The sequence below is a fragment of the Brevibacillus reuszeri genome, from assembly GCF_001187725.1.
Taxonomy (GTDB): domain Bacteria; phylum Bacillota; class Bacilli; order Brevibacillales; family Brevibacillaceae; genus Brevibacillus; species Brevibacillus reuszeri.
On the sequence record NZ_LGIQ01000007.1, the window covers coordinates 109348 to 132682 of the forward strand.

The following is a 23335-nucleotide window of genomic DNA, read 5'->3' on the forward strand; positions in this document are numbered from 1 at the left end:
GTGGAAAAAGCATGCGACGACGATTAGAGCTGCCAAAGTACCAAGAAGATATAACATCTGTTACCCCACCGTTCAGCAAGAATAATTTCATTTTAACAGTTTTTTCCTGAAAAAGCACTACAGGGTAATTTAACAAAATGCTCATTATGTATCAATTGACTTGAATAAACCGCCAGTATGGAGGTTGTACATAAGTGTATCAAGTTCTTCATTTAGTTTTTTGAAATCTTCACTAGTGGCATATTGAGTTTGAGTTTGAAGCTGGCTAATGATCCAAAACACGTTACGTACAATTCTTCTACTTATTTCTGTTTTTGTACCGAGATGTACACTGATTTCTTCAAATAGATTGTATAAGGTATCAAATTTTTGTCGGTCAACGATGGAACATGGTCTTAAATCGCACAATATTTCGAGACACAAATCTTCTAATCTCTTTTCTAATTGATTCAGTGTCATCTAAACGCCTCCAAAAATTAGGGGGAAGATTTTAACAACATTATACAGATAAGACTGCTGATAGTTAACACAATGTGTGGAGAGATAACTATCGTCTTTTTAAAGGTTTTGTTGGTCTAGTAGAACAATGATGACAATTCATGTCTAAGCATTTCTCTTGCTTCCACTCATTACAACTTGGGCAAAAGTCAGCATCAAATTTGTCGTAATAAACAAGGTTCTTTCTACAAACTGAACAGATTTGTTTCAAAATGCAACCACCAATTTTCATGCCATTGATGCCGACTCTTCTTTTGTTCCTATTCTCATATATTTTCATTCGATCACCTCAAGTAATAATGAAAAATCTATCAACTTAATTTTATGCATTTGGTAGCGTAGAGGAAAGAAACTATTCATTTATCACATTAGTTATGGAGGGAAGCGCGATGAAACCACGAGGCAAGCTTTATTAGAGCGATTGGCAAAATGGTACGAGGACATGGGCCTGACCTAAACAAAATGACCGATGTTGAGTTAGAGAATCGGCACGAAGGCGTTCAAAGTATGCCGTGTGACTAGAGAAGGTAGCGTTTTACAAGACATTTATCGATACAGCATCCAAGAGGCAATATGTATGGCAGCAGTAAATTTAACACTACGGTAATTTTGAAAAATGCACGTAATAAAAAATACCCTCGGGTTACCGAGGGCGTTGATGGAAACTATTCAAAAACTTTGAAAGTGAAACTATATGATGCCTTACCGCTAATTCCATCATTTGCTGTAATAGTAACAGTTGTTTCGCCCACTTTAAGAGGTTTGAATGTAGCAACGCCAGTTATGCTGTTGATGGAAACTTCTCCGATACTGCTGTCAAGTATAGCGATGGAATAAGTTAGAGGATCACCATCTGGATCTGTAAAAGAGTTGGAAAAATCATAAGGGGAATTAACGAAACTTAATGGAGTCTGAAGCATAATGATTTGATTGGAAACTACTACTTCAGGAATTCGATTGCTATTCTCGACTTATTCCCTTCTATATGCGAGGGTTTTCGTTCGAGCCTACACCGTACAGGCGCCTTTCAGCGCATACGGCGTTCCATCAACAGATAAGAAAGAGTGTTTTACAACGGGCACATATAACATACGCCATTCTATTTATAACTGTCTGCTAACTAAAGTTATAACTTTTGGCGGCTCTGTTATAAACGAGCTGAGCTTTACAAAACACACGATTTGTTAAATAGTCAGGCAGTTGCGGCAGGGGAGAGCTTTCGGTTTGGACGAAAAAATACCCCCGGGTTGTCCCGAGGGCTGTTGATGGATAATTAATTTTTAGTAATATTCAATACCATCTCTTGTGTGTGTTTTGAATCAACAGTAACGAAAAATTTATACGTTCCTGCAGAAGGCATTGTGTAAGATCCTAAGTCAAAAATGATTAACTGTCCTTTACCAAGGGTAATATTAGGAATCGTAATTACCGAGCCATTAATTTTATCAGCACCTATTTCATTACGAGCAGAAGCAATGTAATACAAATCGGTTGCATCTGGAATGAAGACATCATTCAAATCAAAAGTTAGAGTCGCGTTTTTTAATGGCTGGGTGGTGAGAAATTTTGGCATAAGGTATTGGGAGGAGCCTTCAACGAAATGGTAGGGATATTGACCATTTAGATTGTCTTGCAAAGTGAATATTGGGTCAGTATAGCTATTCTCGACTTATTCCCTTCTCTTTTTGAGGGTTTTCGTTCGAGTCTACACCGTGCGGGCGACTTTCATCGCACACGGCGTTCCATCAACGGATAAAAAAGAAAACTAACAATGGGCAATCAAATTATACAGCTCATATGTCTTGAATTACAGTAGTTGTTTTCAAAAGAATCATCGGTTAAGGAGCTAACAAACCAATCGATTAGTAAAGCAAAGGATAAAAAAGTGGCGCAAGCCAAACTATGCTTGTGCGCCACATGGTTCTGTTATTTCAATACATTTAATGCACGCCGTAGTTTCTTTGCAAACTGAATGGGTGGTTCCACAGTTTCGATATGCAAATACATTAGACGTGGGTTATCAAATAGCCAGTGATTGTGAAGGGCAGTGATTCTTAGTCCCTGTCGACGGGCAGCGTTAATGAACTTTTGAACTTCCCTTTGCAAGAGCGTAATTTCAGCCGTGTTCAGAGTATTTCCGCGTCTGTCCAAAGACTGAATAACAATCTCTTGTTCAGTGTCGTATTTTTTACCTAGGATTCTTGCATTTAGATTACGCTTAACCATTATTGAGCAGGTATCGTTTGACATGCCTGTCCCACCCAAAATTTTAGCTAAACGTGCACATAGACTTTTTGGTATCTTCATCGATTCTCCTCCTCTCCTTGTTTTAATGCATTCTATGTGGGAGAGAATAAGAGGTTCTGGACAAAGGTAAAAAAAGGTGAATATACAAGTGGAAAGGACGCCAGGGTGTGGCGTCCAAGAGGTAGGGTGCTAATGGATAAGATTTTTCATTAGCATAGCATCCAGATGATTTGGTGTTAGGGCTATTAACTATTTACGGTTAACAGGATGCGTACATTAAAGTAGGACTCGTGATTGGTTGGAGTCCACTGGCCAAATTGGATTGGTATCTCCAAAATATGACCAAATTAGAGACAATGGCTGTATAAGCATATTTGAAAGGAAAAACCTAAGTATTATTCTTGTTGTCGATGTTAAGCGTGAACGAGTTCACGGGTCTGTAAATGAAGTGGCGGCGGAACCAACCAGCCTTTATCTTTGTTGATACGCAGTAACCTAGCACCATATTGGGCTTTCGTCATATGAAATTGACCAAACATCATCGCAATGTCCTCACGAATACATTGGCCAATAACTTGACTGCAAGCAACTAACCCTGCTGCAATGTCTAACGATACGCCAGCTGCAATTTCGGGATCGTTAAATCTTGCGCCAACAGGGATGCTTTCAAGGTTTGCAGTCGGACGCTCTGGCGGAGATGGGGGCAATCCAACACCATTTACTTTTAGCAGGTGCTCAACTTGTTCTATCTCTTGTTTCATGCTGACAGTTAAATCTTCCAAGAACTTTTTAAGATCGTTGTCACCAGTATGGTTAATAAAAGTTTGATAAGCCACTAACAGTCCTTTGGTTGTAGTTAGGTAGCTCCATACACCAAAGACTTCACCGTAATGCATTGGTTCGTTTTGCGGATTTCCACTTAAGATTCCCATTAATGTCCTCCCAGTATTCATTAGTGTTGTAAGATCCATGTGGGTTCTCCTGACTTTTCATTTTGACCCAATGATAAGGTTTGCATGGAGTGGGAGTTTTATAAAGGCAATTTTACACAAGAGAAATTGTGATGAACTATGTTAATCCCTCTTATAAATTAACTTGGTAATCAAGTCTTCAATTCTCTGTAAATGTTGATTAGTTTGCTTCAGCAGAAAATACAAATTCACAATTGAGATCATTACAACAATCCCAAAAACTAACTCCATTTTAATATCGCCCCATTTGGTAATGGTTGGATATTTTGATGATAGCATGAAAGTAAAGAAATCGCGATATTTAACAAAGTATTTCGGGAGTAAAGGAGATAGATACGATGCGCTTTGTCGGAATAGATCCGTCTACCAAAACAGGGTTCGTCGCGTTGGACGAGCAAGGTAACGTCCTTCGAAGGAAAGAACTCACTGTCATCGGAAGCAAGGACCCATTGCGAATGACAACGCTGGTTGATGAGATCATGGACCATATGCAAACAGGGGACATCATCTGTATCGAAGGGTTCGGGTTTTCTTCGCAGCAAGCCATCCAGCTCGGAGACATTGGTTGGGGAGTGAGAATGGCACTGCACCGAAAAGGTTTCAAATATTTTGAAGCGGCTCCGATGGCATTGAAAAAATTCGCAGGGGCGACTGGAAATAAAGGCCCAGACGGAAAGGCAATCAAAGCCGACAAAATCGAGGTCGCCAAGCAGGTGCTAAAGCGATGGGTTTTTGAGAGTGGCAGCGATAACGTGACAGATGCATTTGTTCTGGCTAAGATCGCAGAAGGGATTTGCATGCATAATGCAGACAACCCAGCCCACCAATACCACCAGTTCCAGCTTGAAGTTCTGTCTTCCGTACTCAATCCGCCAGAGAAAAAGTAACAAAAGAAGGTGGCTAAGTGAAAGTCGAAATTGAAGACAACCTGTACCTAGAATCTGATGGGATGCAGTTCATCATCAAAGAGTATACCGGTAAAAAGGATACCCTTGGTCGAGATTTGTACAAGGTTCATGGGTATTTCTCTGGTGTAGATCACGCAGTCAAACACGAATAGCTACAGAACACATTTAAAATTAAAAGGAGCGAATATTCTATGAAAACGGAAGTAAAAGCATTGTTTAAAGATTTCAACGCAGGTGAGAAAAAGGATGTCCTCAAATTCGAACTCAAAGGTGATATGACAGATGCTAAAATCGTTGCTTTGCATAAATTGAAGGGTGGACAAGTCTTTGTGCATATCTCCAGCTCGCAAATGGATATCGATGATCTTGACGAGGAGAGCCACGAAGGTCTCCAGTACAGCGTCAATGGGGATGGAACAGTAGTTGTCCCAGCTAATCAGATGACCATTGATGAGCTGCCAAAAGAAGGGCAAGGGGAGGAGCCGAGTGAAACAAATGAATCTGAACCGGAAGCCGATGGAAGAATCATACAAGAACGATCGTGTCCTCGATATGGACAAAGCAAAAGAGTACATCAGCAGCTGGAGGCCACAAGGTAAGCTCTTGAGAGAAATTGAAGATGCCAACCGGCAAATGTCGTTTTCATGAAAGGGGAGGTTATCGTGAATTGTACATTTTGTGATGAGAAGATCGTGGTGGACAAACCTGAATGGATCCTGATTAATAAGAAGCCATCCGTTGAACACTTCTGCTGCCTAGGGTGCTTAGCAGGGCATGTGGATGAGCTGGTAATGGAGGAAGAAGAGAAAACTGGTTTGATCAGTTGAAATCGGTTGGGACAAAAAAAGAGACTTAACACAAGCTCAAATATGTTAAATCAAGATATCATATGCGTCGCCATACGGAGTAAAACTTTCATCTAACCAAAAATACCTTTCCCCTTTTAAAGAAAGCAACTTGGATAAAAGTTCAGTAAAAGAAAGGGAGATAACAGGTGTTTCTCCAACTAAACCGTGAGTTTCATGAAAGCTGTCATAACATTTACCGAGTCTCCCCTCGTAAAGATCGATGGAGATAAACTCATTGTTATCATACTGGGCGACGGTATACCAATTGCTTGAAATGTCATCTTCACACAATTCACCAACGATCAAAGGGTTTGCTAACACAAATTTACTAGGAGGGACAATCGTAATCTTGTATTCGCTATCAACAAAAAGATCCACTCCGCCACATACGGAATAGAAAGCAATTAGGTCTTCAGGTAAATGAGGTACCAGTTCAAGTAAGGGAGTTCCGGCAACCGGATGAACTATGCAATTGGTCAAGTTCGAAGCTAGTGTGATCAATTTTTCTATCATGGTACCGTCCCTCCAGAGGTTCATTAACTAAATGCTCAGTATGTAAAAGAGGGGAATTCAGCCGAAATAAAGAAGCCGCCTTTACAGGCAGCTCGAAAATTACAAATGCAACCTAGTATTTTTTTCGAACAAACTTTTATAGTTACTTCTGTAAATCCAGAGTAAGTATGCTTCCAACACACAAACGATAATAACCAGTGGTAATAAGGTTGGGTCAACAAAGAGATGGAAAAGCAAAATATTTACAACAATTGGTGCTAAGATCGCCAAAGTCGCAGGGATGAAAAAATTCAATAGGAGTAACAATCCACAAACTAGTTCAGTCGATTTTTCAAGTACCAATAAGTACCCAGTCAATAACTCCATTGCTTTAGGGCTAGTTGGAAACACGGGATCAAAACCAAGGATAACTACCCAACCGTTAAATCCAGCACCTAAGAAAATAAGGGACAACAGTATACGAGGTATATGTGTACGGAGAACAAACAAATCCCATACCTCCAAAATAAACATGACTAATGAAATTATAAACCAATTTGTTCCATGTTTGTAGAGGTACCGGGTCAAAGTATACACATTGTGTAATAAAAAAAGTCCCAGTATCAAACTGGAACTTTTACGAAACATGCTTAAAGTTTTCTGAAATCATCAGTGAGAATGCCCGCATACCCCCAGTTTTCATCGTCAATCTCTTCAATAACGATGTGAGTATGTTCAGGCTTTTTGCCAAGAACATTAACAAGAGTTTCAGTGAACTCTTTTACAATCTGAGCTTTTTGATCACGGGTTGCACCTTTTGTAATTTGAAGGTTGATATATGGCATTTGTCCACATCTCCAATCAGTTTCTTTTATAACGTAGACGGACAAGGTAGCAAATAGTTTCAATCATATTACAGTTTGAGTGACAGGGATTTTTAACTTAATAGTTAGACAGAAAAGTCGAACAGATCAGCGTGACACACAAGCTGTTCTATGTGGCAAAGGGAAGAACGCTAACAAAATGTGTTATTTTAGCACCAATGTGACCATCACTGTTAAATCAATGGTCACATTGTTTACTTGAAGTAATTTTAAATTTGTTTCATTAACTTGACGTATTAGAATCCTTCATTTTGATCAAGTGAGTATTTCCCGCAGCTTCAAACCCTAATTTCATGTAATAATCTAACACCCTTCTATTGGAAGTGTTTGCTTCTAGTTGAAGGGCGACGATATTATCCATTTTCTCTAAACTAGTAAAAAAATAGGCAGCTATCCCTTTACTTCTTGAATCTTCTTTAACGTATAACTCATCTATGAATAGCATGTTTCCACCAAACTCGTTACTCCAATAGTAAACAAGAATTGAATATCCGACGATTTCATTGTTGTTTAGAAAAATTATAATCCTAACCTTTTGTGGATTTTTTTTCGCCTCATTGATAGTAGAGGTTACTTTCGTACCGTTCATTGGTTGACCTTCAAGATCATTGCTGTAGAGAGAACGTACCATTTCATGAAAGTCATTATAGTCAGCATCTATATAATCTCTAAACTTTATATCCATTTCTCTACCTCCTGTGAATTTTTTAAAATTATACCATGTGGGAAGAGTTAGGAAAATTTTGGTTAGGGGAAATTTAACAAAACGGTAATTCAGTGAAAAAAGACCCCCTAGGTTTCCCTAAGGGATCGTTGATGAAATTTAAATAGGTTCAACAATCTTGATAATTAACTTGCTTGAAACAATCCCCCCCTTACCGTCGTTAGCTGTAACAGTAATGGTGACAGTGTCCCCAATATTCGGGGCAGGGTCGCTTGGAAAATTTACATTTAAATTTGCATAACCTGGAAAAAACATAGTTGTAAATCTTGCATTATCAGACACCGCCGTAAATGTTAGTGCATCTGAATCTGGATCAGAAAAGTAGGGAATTAGAGGAATGCCCATAGCTATGGTATTTTGTGGAGCCCTTTCAGTCAAGAAAACTCCATTGTTATCTTCAATTACTACAGGTGGTCGATTGCTATTCTCGACTTATTCCCTTCTCTGTATGAGGGTTTTCGTTCGAGCCTACACCGTGCGGGCGACTTTCATCGCACACGGCGTTCCATCAACGGATAAAAAGGTGAAAATTTACAATGGGCAATACTATTATGTCACAAATGACAATTAATAAATGTGATTTAGGCAACAATTTGAAATTTACTTGCATTTACACAACACACGATTTGTTAAATGGGAGGATGGTAGTTGATGAAATTGTATTTGTATACAGATTATGCCGGGCTTTGCACGGCTCCTGGTGAACGGTTTGAAGCCTTTGCGAAAGGTAAATCGCCAGCATCCGCGCTCTTTCACATAGAAGTGGATCATTGGCAGGTAGCTGATAAGGGGAATTCAGTCGGTTCGCTGGTGATCGTGGCTAAAGATCGGGAAGAAGAGCACGCATAACCAAAACACACGTGTGGTAACTGGTTGTAAAAATCTCGATTTTTAGGCGAAACGGTTGTAATGACTTTTGTCAAAATCAACGTAAATTATTCCAAAAATTATTCCTTGAGGTGATGAGGATGAACAAGCTCCAAATAAATGCTGCCCTACTGCAGCTTAACCAAGCCGCAATGAAATACGCCAAAATACTGCAATCAGAATGGGTAAACGACGCGCTCTTGTACGTAGATTACGCACGCATCTCAAAGAGACAACCGAATTAGAAGAGATTTCTTTTCGAGAGCAAATCGAGTTGTGGTTTACGACAAATCGCATGAAAAAAAATGATTTCCTCTCTTTGATCACGCTTGAAAAACGACTGCACTATTGGGATGGAGTTCCTAATCGATCAAACCAAGAGATATCAGAACTTCCCGATGAATTGGATTTTATAGCGTTGAGGGATGCAGTCTTTCTCAACAAAATCGAACACGATCAAGATTGCTATCTGTTTGATCACTTCCTACATGATGTGATGAAATTCATCGATGAGAACCCGGGCGCTATGTTCGGGGCGTTCCAAAAATCGTTCGGTGCTATTTCCACATATACGGCCCATACTGATGAGTTTGGACGAATAGCAAATTTGGAGCCAAATAAACCGAACCTTACAGTTGTTCATTAATTACAGAAGGGAGTGAAGGTATGGATAAGCTCACAATCATCAATCAGAATGGGCAATTGCTAGTAGACAGTAGAGAAGTTGGGGAAAAGGTGGAAAAGAGACATGACCATTTATTGAGAGATATCGACGGGTATGTTGCTATCCTTTCAAAATCCACTGCCCCCAATTTTGGGGTGAGTGATTTCTTCATCGAAAGCACCTATCAGGATACCACCGGACGCAAATTGAAATGCTACCTCCTTACCCGTAAAGGCTGTGAAATGGTTGCAAATAAGTTGACAGGAGAAAAAGGCGTTCTCTTCACGGCAGCCTACGTGACAAAGTTTGAGGAAATGGAGCAAACTATTCAAAATCCATTTTCTAATCTAAGCCCAGAAGTAAAGGCGATTTTCTTTCTGGACCAGAAACAACAAGAGATCGAAAGCCGGGTCGAACGATTGGAAGTCAGCAAGACAGTCGACTATGGCCAGCAACTGGAGCTGACCAATTTGGGAAGAAAGCAAGTCATTTCAATACTGGAAGGCAAAGACGGGCCAGCTTATAGGGACAGGAGCCTGCGCGGGAAAGTGTTCTCTTCATTGTGGTCTGACTTCAAGGGATATTTCAACGTCGAATCATACAAGAATACTCGCGTCCTCGATATGGACAAAGCAAAAGAGTACATCAGCAGCTGGAGGCCACAAGGTAAGCTCTTGCGAGAAATTGAAGATGCCAACCGGCAAATGTCGTTTTCATGAAAGGGGAGGTTATCGTGAATTGTACATTTTGTGATGAGCAGATCGTGGCGGACAAACCTGAATGGATCCTGGTAAGTAAGAAGCCATCCGTTGAACACTTCTGCTGCCTAGGCTGCTTAGCAGGGCATGTGGATGAGCTGGCAATGGAGGAAGAAGAGAAAACTGGTTTGGTCAGTTGAAATCGAGGTGGTTAGCAGATGAGCTCACCTACAGATTTAAAACGGCAGATGAAAAGAGCAATCCGTATCAAAATAAACGATACGGTAGAGAAACATTGCAAAGGTTGTACGGTTTACACAGCAAACTACAAAGAGTACGGACAAACAGCGGCTCAAAGCAAATGCACAGCGGAGTGTGAAGTTGGAAAAGAACTATCCGCATTAGGGCAACTCTTGCTTGCTGGAAAAGAATCAAAGGACGAAAACGAAGAAGAGCTTTCGCCTCAAAACAAGGTGGTGATATGGGAGAACAGCTCATTAGAGAAAAGTATCTGGAGCTAAGTGGAACGTTGACGGATCGCCGGATAGCTGAACAATACAATATGACTTCTCAAACTTTAATTCAAAAGAAAAAGAAATGGGGCATCACCGTGGGGAAGCGTAATGCAGCTTTGCCACAGGTAGGGAAAGGAGAGCTGCCAAAGTTGACTACACAAGAAAGCGATAGTTTTAAAGAGCAGCTCGCTCGGAAGGATGCCGAAATAATCAAACTGAAAAAAGAAATCAAGAAACTATCCGAAGAAGCAGCTATTTACCAAGAACATCAACAAGAACCTAGTGACGGCCCAACTATTCAAGAGGTGCTTACAAGGCTAGGTCATATTTCTATCAGAACAGAAGATGAGCAAATGGCTGACTTAATCAAACAAGGACTGTTCGCTCTTGGTTCCGACCTGGACTACAGGGTAAGGAGCGGAATCATAGAGGTGACAACCGTTCCTAGTGAATAGGCAAAAGACCAGGCTGGGCAAACTGCCTTTGTTACTCGGGGGCAGCACACTTGATTCATTGTGATAACCGGTATTAATCGTCTTCTGCTTCTGACAACTGCAAAAGTGCTCTCTGAAAAATTTCAACTTTTGTATGGGCTGTACCGAGCCAATGTGAACCATACTTCCAAGGACGATAGGGGCCCTTACTGAGGTGATAATGATTTATCCAACCGATAACGTCTTGTGGGTTATCAATTCCAAGATAGTACAAAGGCTCGATGGCCTTTATTATCAATTGCTCTTCCAGGTGGGGGCGAAAATGAAGAACAGTAGACACAACCATAAAATATCCTTCTGCAGCGCTCTCACAAGAATAACTCGGAGTCCAGGATAAAATTTTATTTATGATTTCTTGATCAGGCATCTTAGACGTGTTTGTTTCGAGAGAATAAATAATATCCATAATTTCATTGTAATTAGTGGACAAACTTCCACCCCCAGTTCAGATATTCACATAATAACCAATAAAAAGAATTTAGCAACATTTGAGTGTGGAAGAGGCAATTTAACAAATTGTGTAGTTAGTTAAATAGCAGTAGTAGTCAATAATTAAGGACGCCAGGGTAGGTGGCGTCCAAAGGGTAGGAGGCTAGACTAATGGAACAGTATTTTCATTAGCCTAAAATATTATATTTTTCCGAGATGATTTGGTGTTAGTGTAACTGACTATTTATAGTTAACGTTAACATAATTCGTAAATTAATATAGGACGCCTGGTTCTGGAATTTAGGAATGTGTTCTGATACACAGTACCTGAAACATGATAATACTTTTCGGAACTGCTACTTGCGAAGAGCGGTCATATAACAAAACGGTAATTGTGGTAAGGGGCTTGTTGAAAAAAATACCCTCGGTTATCCCGAGGGCCGTTGATGGAGCACTTTTTAATCTTTAAACCACTGCACTGGAATTGTTGCGGAGAGGTCACTGCCTTTTTTAAGTGCTTCACCTTTAATGGTAATGGTTCCATTCCCTGTTTTTCGAATTAATTTTCCATAAAGCTTCAGTTCAATTACTTTTCCTCCAGGGAAATTGCTCATAATCGCAATGCTCAAATCTGAAAAGTCACCTTCTAAGATGATTGAATCAAGCGATATATTACCATCGTTTAATGAGTCTCCATTGATAGTAAGTGTACACTCTAAATAATGGTTAAATGTAGTGTAATCGCCTTCAACTACTGTCGTAGGATCAATAGTTACATTTGCAAGTTGGCTATTCTCGACTTATCCCCTTCTTTTAGTGAGGGTTTTCGTTCGAGCCTACACCGTGCGGGCGACTTTCATCGCACACGGCGTTCTATCAACGGATAAAAAAGTGAAAACTTACAATTACAACGGGCAATTTCAGTATAAATGCGGTGATAGATAAGTCTACTAACTAAAGTTAGTAATTTATCAAGTTGGGACCTAGATTACTTGGATTAACACATCACACGATTTGTTAAATGAGGTGAGCAAGCGGCAAGCCCAGTGTCCAAAAAAATACCCCCTGGGATAACCCAAGAGGACGTTAGTGGAAATTCTACTTTTACATGTTCCTGAAGCACCAGAAATAGCTACCTCATATCGACTTGGAAATCATCCCAGACCATTGCTCCTTTGGCATCAATGGCTGTAATAGTCACTGTAACGGAACCAGTTTGAATGGGATTTCTAGAAATTGTTAAGCTTCCCGATGCATCTAAAGTGGCTGTAGCGGGACTTCCAACCATCGAGAAGATCAAGAAGGTCAGAGAATCTCCATCTGGGTCGGAAAAATTCCCTGCCACGTCAACAGTGATTATAGGTATCCCAGGGAGCATCGTTTGATCCGGAATGGGACTTACTACTACAGGTGCATGATTGCTATTCTCGACTTATTCCCTTCTCTTTATGAGGGTTTTCGTTCGAGCCTACACCGTGCGAGCGACTTTCATCGCACACGGCGTTCCATCAACGAAGAAGAAAGAAAATTTACAATGGGCAAGCAAATTATACCGCTCATATGTCCTGACTTACAGATGATTTTTTCGACAGAATCATCAGTAAAAGAGTTTTACAAACCAATCGATGTGGTAAGTGTATACAACGATATTTTTAAACAAGACGGTAATTGTGAAGCTTACAGACCTGATAAAAAAATACCTCACCTATGCAGGTGAGGTAAGAAAGTCACTTTAANAAGAAACTCGCAATTGTTATAGAGTGCTAAACAGCATCAAAGCAGCATTTTACAAAACATTACGTATGTTACCTAAGCCTTGATCTATCCTTCAAATCAATGTTGAGAATTGGTGATTAATGAAGTTGGAACAGTCACTAATGAAAATGCATACGATAACGTGTTGTGTTGATTCGGTCTTGGAACAGCGGTATTCCTCATATGTTTCCTAAACCACCAACATATGAGTTTCCAAGTGCTTGGATAATTTAGATGTGAGCCGCTAGGCCACCAATCCTTCACGGCTCACATCCCCACGGTGAATCATGATAAGCCCTTGAGTAACGTGGGTCGCCAAACCCGTTACTCAATACCTAACTTATGCTTAGGACAAGCGTTATGTTCGAGGTAAAAAATACCAATTGGAAGTGAATCTAACGTTTTTACTCTTTAACAAAAGAGTAAAAATGATACCGTCCGAACTGATAAATTCGAACGGTATCGGGCTAACTCTATTTAAAAGAAGCGACGACGTCGCCGACGAAAGAAAAATCGACGGCGCCTACGGAAGAAGAAACCAGACACTACTCCACCTCCTCATCGTTACATACCATATATGTAATCGAAAAGAGTAGAAAATGATTGGACGAACCTACATGGAAATACATCTGTTTCCACGAATATGTGTTGTCCCCTAATTTCTCTTTAATCAAGTGAAGGCAGGGGCTGAATATAGTGAAATGTGTATTTAACATAATATTTCATGTGTCTTGTAGCAAATCCAAGAATAAGTAGAAAGGGGGCAGGAAGATGAAAGACAAACGTGCCATCGTCAACTTATTCAGCAGGTTCATTACTTGCAAGGTCTACCGTAGAAGTCGATACCACTGCAAAAAGGATGAGGCGTGGCACCATTGCGGAGCGCTTGAGGCGTACCTGAGAGCAGCTGCAAATGAGGTTCCTGGTTATCTTGTTGGTGTGTATGGCTCTTACGCTGTCGTCGAAGAAATGGCAAAGAGAGGAGCCTGCCAGCGTTTTTGGCAGACTTACGCTTGGAGTAAGGGGCAGTTGTCCAAATCAGCCAATCTGTATCAGTACAAGAACGGTCAGACGCTTGCAGGACATGACGTGGATTTAAACGATGGATTGGGAAATGAGGGCTGGTGGGATACCAATCCACAACAAGTGGACAAACCTGTTAATAGCTGTCAAGCTGGATTGAAGCTTGATGAATGGGAGCGAGAAGCAGGCTTAAAAGCGATTGACAGTCTTGCTGCTAAAGGGCTGCTAAACGAACCCGAGAAATGGAAACAGCGGCTAAAGGACGACCCGAAAGGCGTCCTTGAAGAGTTGCCTTGGCTGGTGTTTACTCTGCTTGACCGTGCGACAGATAAAATACTACAGAAATAGTGAAGCCCTCCTCGGATAAAAAGTCCGGAGGAGGGCTATTTTTATTTGTACAGCTCCGCGAGGATTGAACTAACGTGTCCCGTTAGCTCAATGATCTGAAGAAATTGTTTTTACTCAAGTTATTCCTCAGAAATCTCTACGCACTTTCTAAACCCAATTTGACGCCGAAATTAGGCATTCACCTTGCCTAGGTCGAATATCTTAATTGGGAAGTACATTTATTAAAATTGAGGCGATACACTTGGGATACTTCGTTACTGTGGAACCGGGCGTAAAAGTATTTATAGAGGACATCAATCCGAAGGGAAATAAAACGATACTTTTTATTCATGGATGGCCGCTAAACCATAACCAGTTCGAATATCAGTTCAATTACCTTCCTAAGCTCGGATATCGTTGTATCGGTATGGACTGGAGAGGATACGGCAATTCGGATAAACCATTCAACGGTTACGGTTTTGACAGATTAGCAGATGATCTTCATATGGTCATCGAAGCGTTACAGCTAAAAAACATAACACTGGCAGGACACTCTACCGGAGGAGCGATCTCGATTCGTTATATGGCTCGTTACAAAGGGTACGGGGTATCTAAACTCGCCCTGATCGACGCTGCGTCTCCATCAAGCGTTCCAAAAGAATTTACGAATAAAATCATCGAAGAAACAAACAATGACCGTCCGAAAATGCTGCAAAACCAAACGGGGATTTTTTTCTTTCAGTACATTTCTGAACCGAAATCCGAATGGTTCTTTCTAATGGGTTTACAAGCTGCGAATTGGTCGACTTCCGCCATTATGGTCACGCTAAGAGACGAGAATGTTTACAACGATCTTGGACAGATCGATGTGCCCACATTAATTATTCATGGAATTCATGATAAAGTCGTTCCGTTTACCCAAGCTCAGGAAACGAATAAGCTGATTAAAAATTCGCGATTAGTTCCATTCCAATACAGCGGCCATTGCCCTTTTTTGGAGGAGCGTGATAGATTCAACCAAATATTATCTTCTTTTGCATAACGCCAGTTGAATAACTTGCCTTCAGAATAACACCTTATTTCTATGGAGCAACCACCATTTAAACTAATACGGAAGCCCTCCTTCAGTTAAATCCGGGGAGGGCATTTTTTATTTGAACAACTTCTTAATCAACGAGAAGATATCAACCGTTGTTCGCTGTTAAACCTTGTTGTAAACATACTTCTTTGGGCTTCGCAGCCATCCCCACCCACGTGGCATTTTCATACCCAAAGGACTTCAACATTAGTTCATTTTAATCATTTACTATTTGGGTGATGATACAGGCAAAAATGGAGCGAAGCACATATTGTATGATTATGGAAAGGGGGGAGTGAAATTGGGAATCTTTAATGAGTTTGATGACTTTGCTCTGATCCTGGTACTTTTCATTTTGTTGGTAATTATTGCATGTAGTTGTGATTAATTGATAGAGACGTTGTAAGGAGCAAGAATAATGCAAAGGGAGATTGAGTAGCTTTTCTCCTTTTGCATTATTTATTTACGAATCGAGGTGAGGTTGAAAATTTGGGTAAACAATCAATTAACAAAAGTAACAGTTATACTCCTGAATTTTTGAATTGGCTCAAGGTAAAAAAGATCTCAATAAAAAAAATGAAAAAAAATCCTGTAAAGTTGGACCAGTATTATCAAGAATGGTCAAAAACACAAGAAAGACCTAAGAAAAAGTCGCTTTTTTCGCTACCTAACATAAATATTGATTTTGATGCAATTGTAAAAGGTATACGAATAGCAAATGAGGTTTTGAGTAAATTCCCTCCACCATCTAAAATTAATTAATAGGCTAAATGATGAATCATTATGAATACCTTTTTCATGATCAGAGACAGTTGAGCAACTTAAACCCCTAAAATAGTATCACTATTATTCAAGCAGATATCACAAATAATCTGAGTTCTTTCCTTGAAATAGCAGACCCGTCCCTGTTTTAAGCGGAGACGGGTTTTCTTCATTAATAAGTACCTATCCATGCAATCAGAGGAGTAAATGTTCATAGAAAATAATGTTGTTGGAATGATGTCGTTGATCTAATTCAGTTTAGACTGGCTTTGGTTTATTAAACAATCGTACCCATAGCTAACAAAAAGATGTTACAACAAATACTGCCTCATCGGATTTACATGCTGATAAACATGTTACTGCTGAAGGTACCCCAGTTTTCTCCCCTAAAACCTGTCCTTCCCTCTAAGTTGACAAAACACGGGAGAACCACATGTAGGACACCTGACATGGCGTTTTCCCTAAATGTTATGACGAATCTTCTTCTTGAGTTGTTGACAGGAGTAATCATTCCCATATCAGGGCGTATTGCATTTGCTGCCGATAGTGCAGGGCTCATGCCAACGCTTGAAATACCAGTGGGACGCACAGAATTACTTCTAATCCAGTAATTAGCAACGTTAGTTGCTGATTCTAAATCAGTCCTCAGATCATACATCATCAAAATTTGATTTGGAGCAATTTGTCTTACATCTATAAGAATCGGATGCATCTGACGGTCAGTAGGATGACTAGCCACTTGGTCCCCTCCACATTAAGATGCAATAGTCAAATGACACGTTATTGTATGGGATTTGCCTGATTAAAGTGCACCAATACACAGGCCTATTTGTAACCAATCTGGCCGTTATCAAAAATTATGAACAGAAAACGAATTGTCTACTTGATGAGCGATCATAAAACATTTAGTTTTCGCTAGTAATGTTATATTCGTCGGTTGGGTTTTAATGGATAGGATTTTCAGCGTTGGTACATAAAAAAGATACACCAAGAACCCCAGCTCACGCCTCCACATTAGTGGGGCAGCACTTTACTTTTACACAAGCAACAGAGGATAGGGGACGGCTGGGGACGAAATGGGGACGAACTTCACTCGGAATCCCAAAAATTCACTCGGGTACGAACGGATACGAACGAGAAAAACCCTTGATTATCAAGGGTTTTAAAGATTGGCTCTGTACTAATAAGAATACCCTGTCCTTTTGACAGGGTGGGGGTCGCTGGTTCGAACCCAGTCCGGATCACCATACATAGAACGTTGAAACCCTTGATATACAAGGGTTTTTTGCTATAAACTGAATCTTCCCCCCTTCCAAAACTCCCCACTCGCCAAGAACGGTTTTGTGGTCAACGTACATTGTTAGGTTGCAGCTTAGCTGAATCGTCCTATTAGATTAAGTACATCTGCGAGAGAAAAGCCTAGCAAAAGTCCAATTCCTTCCATACAATTTCATTCCAAGAGTATCGATTTAATCCATCATCATCAAAATGGATCGAATCAACAGCCAAATCGATAAGTTTCGACCTGATTAACGCCAGAATGATCGTGAGATATTGAAGGACAAAAAAGAATGCTGCAAAATACAAGCTAACTTCAATTTATTCAAAAAAAGTCAGAGTAATTACGATTTATGCAATCGCTCACATCCAAATTACTCTGGCACGGGGGGAATTCATAAAGGCAAAACAATATAGGGGCTTTCCAATTTGAAAACGATTAACCCATTATGCTGATTGGAGGAACAAGTTCTAAGCGGGCAAAGGCTGGACGAGATAATCCTTGGCTAAAGAGAAGCTGGTAGCGGTTTATTTGTACTCGTAAAAGGATCCGATACAGTACAGATTGTAAAAAAACCTTTTTGCCTGCCAATTTAACGATCACCATAACTGACAACTTGAAAGGGGAATAACGTTGCGCTTTCAACCTGCGTACCTCAAACTACATTCACTTGTGTGCATTGTTTTGCTACTTGCTTATATGACACCTTCGCTGGCTAGGGCAGAAGCCAAAATAGATAAAGAGACGGATCCTGAGGTGCTAACGCTGGAAAAAGCGATAGAGTACGCAATAAACGCCGATACTCAAGTGGCGATAAGTCTGTTATTCTCTGAGAATACCGAATACCTTTACCAGATTGCCAAGTGGAGTTATAAAGAATTCCCAGATGACATCGAAAGTTTTGACATGGAAGTGGCAAAGTCTGAATTAAAGAATGACCGCGAGCAGTCAGTGGAGTTCAGCTACTTGCAACAGAAACGAGTGGGAGGATGCTGTTGCTCAAAAAACAACAAACTTGTATAACAATCTTGTTCAAGCGGAGGCAGAGCTCGAACTCGTGAAACAGCGTCAAAGCAGGTTGGCATACATTTCCGGTATAGCAAATCGGTTCAACCATACAAAGGATCTATCCGAGTTGAAAGCTCGTCAGGACATCTTGAGCGATTCATATCAGAAAGCTGTTGAAAAAGTTGAGAGTGAACAGAAGTTGCTGAATGAAATTTTAAAGGTAGAAGATTCTAAAAAATGGATCTTAACCAGCGAAAAACATGAGGAAGAAACTAATTTTCTTACAGAAGAACAAGCGATTGAAGTCAATATGGCAAGTAAGCCAGAAATTTTGCAAGTTAAAATTCAATTGGAATACGAGTTGAAAAGACTAAAAATAATAGATGATTGTAGTCGCATGCATACAGTCTTGGGAAGGATTAAACAAAATCAAGCAAAGATCCTTCAGATCTCTTTAGATGAAGCGAAAAAACAAGTGAGAGAAACGATCAGTCAGGAATATAAAACATGGAAAGAATTATATCTCGCTTTGGAAGACTTTAAAAGCGATTGATGCGATCAGTCCCATTATGAATGAAGAGACTAAAGCATATCCCGTAGAGATACTGATTCCAAACAATGAGAACAAATTAAAGTAGGGATGGTTGCGAGTGTGGTCGTAGAAAAATCTGTTGAAGCGCAAAATATGGTGATACCGAAAACAGCAGTATTAGCAGAGGGTAGCAAGTATTATGCATATAAAGTAGATGGTGATACCGTCAAAAAAGTGGAGATTAAGGTAGGAAATATGTCCAGTGAACAAGCCGAAGTGATATCCGGCCTTGCGGAAAGTGATAAAGTCGTTTATAAGGGACAAACGCTAATAAACGATGGAAGCAAAGTAAAAATAGAGTAATCCAACTCAACTTATTTGAAAGTAAGCGTACGTAATGATTTTGCAGACTCTCCGTTTCAGAACATGAGCTCTCAGTTCATCATCTTTGTCTTGACTGATAATTTACAGGGCTTTAAATGTTGCTTTCTTGTTATATGCAATACGTTGTCTAACAAAGAATTTGGGATCGCTCGCAAGCTTGGGTTGCAATTCTTCAGGGAGCTTGCTTTTTGAAGCAACCATGCTTCGAACTTCCTCCTCTGGGTGACTTGTCAAAATGCAAAGAATTTCAACAGGTACTGATTTAATTTTAGCAACCCAAAATGACATGTCGGGGTAATTTTTAATTACTTCATGCCAAACATCCAGCAGGGCGTCATCCCAAGCTGCACGAAGATATTCCTCAGGATTTTTATTCGTTCTAAGTCTTATAAATTCTTCAGCAGATGTAATCCTAAAATCGTTCCTGTTCCAGATGATTTTGGGATTATCTTAAAACAATACCTTGGAAAAATCATTAGGTTATCACAACAATCGATTTGTTAAATGGGGTGGAGAAATGATGATCTGTCAGAAGTGCTGGGGTGTTAATAATAGCAAGTGGGTCAAGAAAGACCCTTAGGAATTAACCTAAGGGTAAACTTAATAGTATGGTTTTATAAACGTAAATGCACTGCCAATATCGGCTTGATTACTGGCATACTGGCAGTGTTGACTTTAACGGACAAGTCATCTCTACAAGTATTGGTGTGATAAAAGAAATATCAAGACTCATACTATTCCTATTTATTGGTGGTAATGATGGGTCATTTATGATTTTGAATGCTTGCCAAAACACCTTCTGTAAAAGTGAGATACAAGTATCCATTGGTACCGTTTTGATAGACCCATTGTTCAGATTGGCTTTGATCGTTTAGGATAGGAATTCTTTGGAGTGGATTGCCTTTTGCTAGTAATACCATATCAACATTCATACCAACGTGAACATTTCGGAGCTTTATTTGATCCCAAGTGTTTTTGGACCAATTATATTTTTTGTACGGATCGTAATACAAGAATGTATCCAGGATGTCAAACTCGTTATACAAATCTAACGTGTAAGTCTTGCTTCCTGAGAGAAGGGTTAATGTTCGAATATCTGGCTGTGATTTATCTACTTTTACAATCGACATGGGGGTGAGGTTGTCTAAATAAATCTTATTGCCATTCGAATCGTACACTCCACCTCCCCGGTAGTAGATTGTTTTCTCCAAATAAAGGCTCAATATATCTTCGAAGAGTTTATCTGGAGACGATTTATCTAAATCTCGTTGCATCTTCTTTTGATAACTTGTATAGGGGTTAATACCGACGTACGAAGTCGTATCGATTTTTAGCGTGCGAGTAAAAGGCTCATAATTTGTTTCATAATTAAATAGCTGTGGGATGATTGTCGAAGGAAGCATAAGTGTACCATTTATGACCATTGGGGATGGTTCTATCAAAAAAGGTTTCCCTTCAAGGGTTCCAATCTCTTTTGATGGGTCGATTTCAATCCAAAGTTCGTTAGTTCGATACCCTTTGACTGTATTTGTCGTTTGATCCCATTTCAAATGAATGGATAATGCTTGAAAGAGCGATTTAGCGGGGAAAAAAACTGTTCCCCCTATTAATATAGATGTTTGCCCTTCTGATGGAACTTCTTTGTCATCAATCAGGATAGTAACAGTAGTTGTATTCTCTTGTGCCAAGGTAACGCCATGGTAACCAAATGCCGACATAATGATGAGCAATAGTAGAAGTGTCATTAACACCCTTTTACTCTTGCCGAAGTACGTAACATGAAATGACATAACAAGCTCCTCTCTTTCATTGATCAGCTGGAATAGGCTTCTAATCGTTATTCCAAAATTATACATATTTGGTCATCTTACCATTAAATTCATGGTTAATTCAACATTACTTTTGTAACAAGGGAGGGAAAGAGGTGGAAGAGGATCGATTATTGTCACGGTTAAGTCTGAATTCCGGCTCTTTCGTCAACCTCACAAGGTTGGGGACGTAATTCACGTGAGAGAAATAGACTTGCTGGTTATCGGGATCGAACATTTTGACCTCTGTAGTAATACATAAACAATTTGGTACACATGCTAAAACTTAAGCAAACGAACGTGTTCGTGAGACGGTTGGCTGCCTTGAAATAGCAAATGGACAATACGCGCAAGACTTTGCAGCCTGCAATGGAGTTTTACAACTATACGAAATGGTCACATAACCACAGGCATAAGCCCACATAGAAGGAGGCACGTGATATGCTTCAACGACTATGGCTATGGCTTATTTTTTATGCTTGAAAGGAGGTGAAAAAACAATGGTATTGGTATGGTAAGCTTGATTATCACTGGTCGCCGTACATTTGATTAGATTCCTGCAAACCTTAAGGATTCTGTACAAACTGACCTGGAATCTATGGGTCTGGGTACAGACGGTAAGCCTTTGGCGTAAGGCTCTTTTCAAGTGGAGAGGGATTTTTTAGGGAGCTCGGTACTCCATCAGAATTTTCCTTGTTTATTCTTTGTTGATTGTAGCTTGATAGAATGAAGATGCCCATTGTAAGTTTCAGACGACGAAAGGAGACCTTTTTATCTGTTGATAGAACGCCGTGTGCGATGAAAGTCGCCCGCACGGTGTAGGCTCGTTATAAAACCATAAGGTATAAGACGAGAATAGCGTAACTCCAATTTCAGATCTGGACTATTCACAATATGTATTGATGATTAATTTCACATTTAGTAAGCCAGTAGGTGCTACTAGCGTAGTGTTACAACAGTCTCAAGAAGATGGCGTGTGGAATGATTTGCCATTCCCATTAGACGCAAATTCAACCACAGCCTCAGCACCAGCGTTCATAGGAATACCGGTGAAGTACAGATTGTTAGTAGTAGGTGGTAGTAAGTCCGGATATTCTAATGAAATCACTGTCACTGCATTACCACCAGCTTAAAGCATCTCATTTACTAGAGTATCCCTTAGGAAATATCCTAAGGGGTATTTTATTTGAAATTAATAGGGAGCTGCTATTGTGGCTACCTGATAAAATGTATTAACTTTAGATAGGTTTCCAACGTGTGTTGCTAGGTTAACCTGAAGATGCCCGTTGTAAAAATATTCTCATCCGTTGATGGAACGCCGTGTGCGATGAAAGTCGCTTGCACGGTGTATGCTCGAACGAAAACCCTCACAAAGCGTAGGGAATAAGTCGAGAATAGCTCAAAACCGATTACTGACTTAGATGCTTATGGTACCGCTAAAAATGAATTGGGCGATGTATTTGTATTTCTGTCATTTTCCCAACTAACCGGGGTTACCTCGGCAAAAATTCAATATTCAACAGACCAACAAGCATGGGAGGATGCGGAAGTGGATAGCCCTATTACTTCTACAACCGATGAAGTACTTGCAAAATTACCGTCCTTCGCTTCCGGGACCTATTATTTCCGGATCATTGTTGAGGGAGGGCAGCGAGCGGGTATATCCAATATAACAAGCAAATATATTGAGTAATCATCAGTTCCATCAACCAGCCCTCGGGGGTAATCCCGAGGGTGTTTTTTATCACTAAGAATTTGAGTTGCCTCGTGGGGATGATTTGACGAGCGAACAAGAAACCAGCAGTATCCTCAGTGACATTCGAGAGCGGGTTGTAAGAATGGAGACAAAGATCGACTCTATAACTGATGTTCAAGTAGTCGCGGAAAAGGCAAAGGATACAGCAAACAAGGCATTACAATATGGCAAGTCAACACATAAGCGTCTGGACGAAATAAAGGACAATCAGAAGTGGCACTAGAGGACTGTTATTGGCATGGTCATAACTGGGGTGATTGCTCTATTCTGGAAAGGGGTGTGTAAAGATCATCAACTTCTCGTAAGCAGACGTCAGTATTGCAGGCTGGAGTAAGGGGGGCTTTGGATGGCTGGCGCATTTGAACAGACGACCATCAGGTGTTA

At 40.2% G+C, this 23335-nt stretch carries 32 protein-coding genes and 2 pseudogenes; 20 read left to right on the forward strand and 14 right to left on the reverse strand.

The annotated features are described in order from the left end of the window. Positions 1-144: 144 nt before the first annotated feature. The 5 genes from ADS79_RS10175 to ADS79_RS10195 all read right to left on the reverse strand — a co-directional run bounded on the left by ADS79_RS10175 (position 145) and on the right by ADS79_RS10195 (position 3677). Positions 145-459 (reverse strand): hypothetical protein, encoded by a 315-nt coding sequence (locus ADS79_RS10175; protein WP_049738316.1) that lies wholly within the window; start codon positions 457-459, stop codon positions 145-147. A gap of 704 nt (positions 460-1163) precedes the next feature. Then, the gene (locus ADS79_RS36630) at positions 1164-1418 is read right to left on the reverse strand and encodes an Ig-like domain-containing protein (protein ID WP_409362435.1); all 255 of its coding nucleotides are present in this window, start codon (positions 1416-1418) and stop codon (positions 1164-1166) included. A gap of 353 nt (positions 1419-1771) precedes the next feature. Next, positions 1772-2071: a hypothetical protein gene (locus tag ADS79_RS10185; RefSeq protein ID WP_049738318.1), complete on the reverse strand. Its 300-nt coding sequence runs from the start codon at positions 2069-2071 to the stop codon at positions 1772-1774. A gap of 353 nt (positions 2072-2424) precedes the next feature. After that, entirely contained in the window at positions 2425-2805 is a 381-nt protein-coding gene (locus ADS79_RS10190; RefSeq protein ID WP_049738319.1) for a DUF1259 domain-containing protein, read from the reverse strand. 353 nt (positions 2806-3158) lie between these two features. After that, positions 3159-3677: a DUF3231 family protein gene (locus ADS79_RS10195; protein WP_174769657.1), complete on the reverse strand. Its 519-nt coding sequence runs from the start codon at positions 3675-3677 to the stop codon at positions 3159-3161. Positions 3678-4054: 377 nt separating this feature from the next. On the opposite strand from ADS79_RS10195, the gene ADS79_RS10200 reads away from it, so the two are divergent. The 4 genes from ADS79_RS10200 (at position 4055) to ADS79_RS35625 (ending at position 5451) form a co-directional block, all read left to right on the forward strand. After that, positions 4055-4603, forward strand: a complete 549-nt coding sequence (locus ADS79_RS10200; protein ID WP_049738321.1) for a hypothetical protein — start codon at positions 4055-4057, stop codon at positions 4601-4603. 17 nt (positions 4604-4620) lie between these two features. Continuing rightward, positions 4621-4776, forward strand: a complete 156-nt coding sequence (locus tag ADS79_RS35445; RefSeq protein WP_162490616.1) for a hypothetical protein — start codon at positions 4621-4623, stop codon at positions 4774-4776. Between the two features lie 39 nt (positions 4777-4815). Beyond that, positions 4816-5223 carry a hypothetical protein gene (locus tag ADS79_RS10205; RefSeq protein ID WP_049738322.1) on the forward strand — a complete coding sequence of 136 codons (408 nt, stop codon included), beginning with the start codon at positions 4816-4818 and terminating at the stop codon, positions 5221-5223. A 63-nt stretch (positions 5224-5286) separates the two neighbouring features. Further along, the gene (locus ADS79_RS35625) at positions 5287-5451 is read left to right on the forward strand and encodes a hypothetical protein (RefSeq protein ID WP_162839525.1); all 165 of its coding nucleotides are present in this window, start codon (positions 5287-5289) and stop codon (positions 5449-5451) included. Between the two features lie 45 nt (positions 5452-5496). Here ADS79_RS35625 and ADS79_RS10210 read toward each other — a convergent pair whose 3' ends face one another. From ADS79_RS10210 to ADS79_RS10230, 4 genes and pseudogenes are all read right to left on the reverse strand, one after another. Next, complete coding sequence (locus ADS79_RS10210; RefSeq protein ID WP_049738323.1) at positions 5497-5985, reverse strand: SMI1/KNR4 family protein; 489 nt, start codon at positions 5983-5985, stop codon at positions 5497-5499. 629 nt (positions 5986-6614) lie between these two features. Continuing rightward, positions 6615-6809: a tautomerase family protein gene (locus ADS79_RS10220; protein WP_012685646.1), complete on the reverse strand. Its 195-nt coding sequence runs from the start codon at positions 6807-6809 to the stop codon at positions 6615-6617. A gap of 262 nt (positions 6810-7071) precedes the next feature. Then, entirely contained in the window at positions 7072-7533 is a 462-nt protein-coding gene (locus tag ADS79_RS10225) for a GNAT family N-acetyltransferase (protein WP_049738324.1), read from the reverse strand. A gap of 138 nt (positions 7534-7671) precedes the next feature. Continuing rightward, positions 7672-7980 (reverse strand): annotated as a pseudogene (locus tag ADS79_RS10230) (Ig-like domain-containing protein); the annotation flags it as partial. A gap of 243 nt (positions 7981-8223) precedes the next feature. On the opposite strand from ADS79_RS10230, the gene ADS79_RS10235 reads away from it, so the two are divergent. The 7 genes from ADS79_RS10235 to ADS79_RS10255 all read left to right on the forward strand — a co-directional run bounded on the left by ADS79_RS10235 (position 8224) and on the right by ADS79_RS10255 (position 10771). Then, positions 8224-8421 carry a hypothetical protein gene (locus tag ADS79_RS10235; protein WP_049738326.1) on the forward strand — a complete coding sequence of 66 codons (198 nt, stop codon included), beginning with the start codon at positions 8224-8226 and terminating at the stop codon, positions 8419-8421. A 119-nt stretch (positions 8422-8540) separates the two neighbouring features. Then, on the forward strand, positions 8541-8684 hold the full coding sequence (locus tag ADS79_RS35245; RefSeq protein ID WP_161807272.1) for a hypothetical protein: 144 nt from the start codon (positions 8541-8543) through the stop codon (positions 8682-8684). 29 nt (positions 8685-8713) lie between these two features. Beyond that, complete coding sequence (locus ADS79_RS10240) at positions 8714-9085, forward strand: hypothetical protein (RefSeq protein WP_049738327.1); 372 nt, start codon at positions 8714-8716, stop codon at positions 9083-9085. 20 nt (positions 9086-9105) lie between these two features. After that, the gene (locus tag ADS79_RS10245; RefSeq protein WP_049738328.1) at positions 9106-9822 is read left to right on the forward strand and encodes a Rha family transcriptional regulator; all 717 of its coding nucleotides are present in this window, start codon (positions 9106-9108) and stop codon (positions 9820-9822) included. Positions 9823-9836: 14 nt separating this feature from the next. Further along, a complete protein-coding gene (locus tag ADS79_RS34915) occupies positions 9837-10001 on the forward strand; it encodes a hypothetical protein (RefSeq protein ID WP_141261203.1) in 165 nt (54 codons plus the stop codon). Positions 10002-10019: 18 nt separating this feature from the next. Beyond that, on the forward strand, positions 10020-10322 hold the full coding sequence (locus ADS79_RS10250) for a zinc-finger domain-containing protein (protein WP_049738329.1): 303 nt from the start codon (positions 10020-10022) through the stop codon (positions 10320-10322). Beyond that, a complete protein-coding gene (locus ADS79_RS10255; protein WP_049738330.1) occupies positions 10283-10771 on the forward strand; it encodes a hypothetical protein in 489 nt (162 codons plus the stop codon). Before ADS79_RS10250 ends, ADS79_RS10255 begins: the two co-directional genes overlap by 40 nt. A 73-nt stretch (positions 10772-10844) precedes the next feature. Here the strand turns inward: ADS79_RS10255 and ADS79_RS10260 are convergent, their stop codons facing one another. The 3 genes and pseudogenes from ADS79_RS10260 to ADS79_RS36635 form a co-directional block, all read right to left on the reverse strand. Beyond that, positions 10845-11240, reverse strand: a complete 396-nt coding sequence (locus ADS79_RS10260; protein WP_049738331.1) for a hypothetical protein — start codon at positions 11238-11240, stop codon at positions 10845-10847. Between the two features lie 457 nt (positions 11241-11697). Continuing rightward, positions 11698-11868 (reverse strand): hypothetical protein, encoded by a 171-nt coding sequence (locus ADS79_RS35250; protein ID WP_161807273.1) that lies wholly within the window; start codon positions 11866-11868, stop codon positions 11698-11700. A gap of 503 nt (positions 11869-12371) precedes the next feature. Further along, positions 12372-12659 (reverse strand): annotated as a pseudogene (locus ADS79_RS36635) (Ig-like domain-containing protein); the annotation flags it as partial. Between the two features lie 1106 nt (positions 12660-13765). On the opposite strand from ADS79_RS36635, the gene ADS79_RS36055 reads away from it, so the two are divergent. From ADS79_RS36055 to ADS79_RS10280, 4 genes are all read left to right on the forward strand, one after another. Further along, positions 13766-14365, forward strand: coding sequence for a hypothetical protein (locus tag ADS79_RS36055; protein WP_236699942.1), 600 nt, complete (start codon positions 13766-13768; stop codon positions 14363-14365). 241 nt (positions 14366-14606) lie between these two features. Then, positions 14607-15386: an alpha/beta fold hydrolase gene (locus tag ADS79_RS10275; RefSeq protein WP_049738332.1), complete on the forward strand. Its 780-nt coding sequence runs from the start codon at positions 14607-14609 to the stop codon at positions 15384-15386. Positions 15387-15717: 331 nt separating this feature from the next. After that, positions 15718-15810, forward strand: coding sequence for a YjcZ family sporulation protein (locus ADS79_RS34250; RefSeq protein ID WP_236699976.1), 93 nt, complete (start codon positions 15718-15720; stop codon positions 15808-15810). 101 nt (positions 15811-15911) lie between these two features. After that, on the forward strand, positions 15912-16184 hold the full coding sequence (locus ADS79_RS10280; protein WP_049738333.1) for a hypothetical protein: 273 nt from the start codon (positions 15912-15914) through the stop codon (positions 16182-16184). A gap of 337 nt (positions 16185-16521) precedes the next feature. On the opposite strand, the gene ADS79_RS10285 is transcribed toward ADS79_RS10280, so the two are convergent. Next, the gene (locus ADS79_RS10285; protein ID WP_236699943.1) at positions 16522-16923 is read right to left on the reverse strand and encodes a hypothetical protein; all 402 of its coding nucleotides are present in this window, start codon (positions 16921-16923) and stop codon (positions 16522-16524) included. 1173 nt (positions 16924-18096) lie between these two features. Between ADS79_RS10285 and ADS79_RS10290 the strand changes: the two genes are divergently transcribed. From ADS79_RS10290 to ADS79_RS10300, 3 genes are all read left to right on the forward strand, one after another. Beyond that, the gene (locus tag ADS79_RS10290) at positions 18097-18486 is read left to right on the forward strand and encodes a hypothetical protein (protein WP_049738334.1); all 390 of its coding nucleotides are present in this window, start codon (positions 18097-18099) and stop codon (positions 18484-18486) included. Between the two features lie 34 nt (positions 18487-18520). Beyond that, entirely contained in the window at positions 18521-19024 is a 504-nt protein-coding gene (locus tag ADS79_RS10295) for a hypothetical protein (protein WP_141261172.1), read from the forward strand. A gap of 99 nt (positions 19025-19123) precedes the next feature. Continuing rightward, positions 19124-19366 carry a permuted SH3 domain-containing protein gene (locus ADS79_RS10300; protein WP_049738336.1) on the forward strand — a complete coding sequence of 81 codons (243 nt, stop codon included), beginning with the start codon at positions 19124-19126 and terminating at the stop codon, positions 19364-19366. Between the two features lie 785 nt (positions 19367-20151). Here the strand turns inward: ADS79_RS10300 and ADS79_RS10305 are convergent. Next, positions 20152-21177: a copper amine oxidase N-terminal domain-containing protein gene (locus tag ADS79_RS10305; protein ID WP_161807274.1), complete on the reverse strand. Its 1026-nt coding sequence runs from the start codon at positions 21175-21177 to the stop codon at positions 20152-20154. A 1567-nt stretch (positions 21178-22744) separates the two neighbouring features. On the opposite strand from ADS79_RS10305, the gene ADS79_RS35260 reads away from it, so the two are divergent. After that, positions 22745-22888, forward strand: coding sequence for a hypothetical protein (locus tag ADS79_RS35260; RefSeq protein ID WP_161807275.1), 144 nt, complete (start codon positions 22745-22747; stop codon positions 22886-22888). Positions 22889-22973: 85 nt separating this feature from the next. After that, on the forward strand, positions 22974-23174 hold the full coding sequence (locus ADS79_RS10310; protein WP_049738338.1) for a hemolysin XhlA family protein: 201 nt from the start codon (positions 22974-22976) through the stop codon (positions 23172-23174). Positions 23175-23335 lie beyond the last annotated feature (161 nt).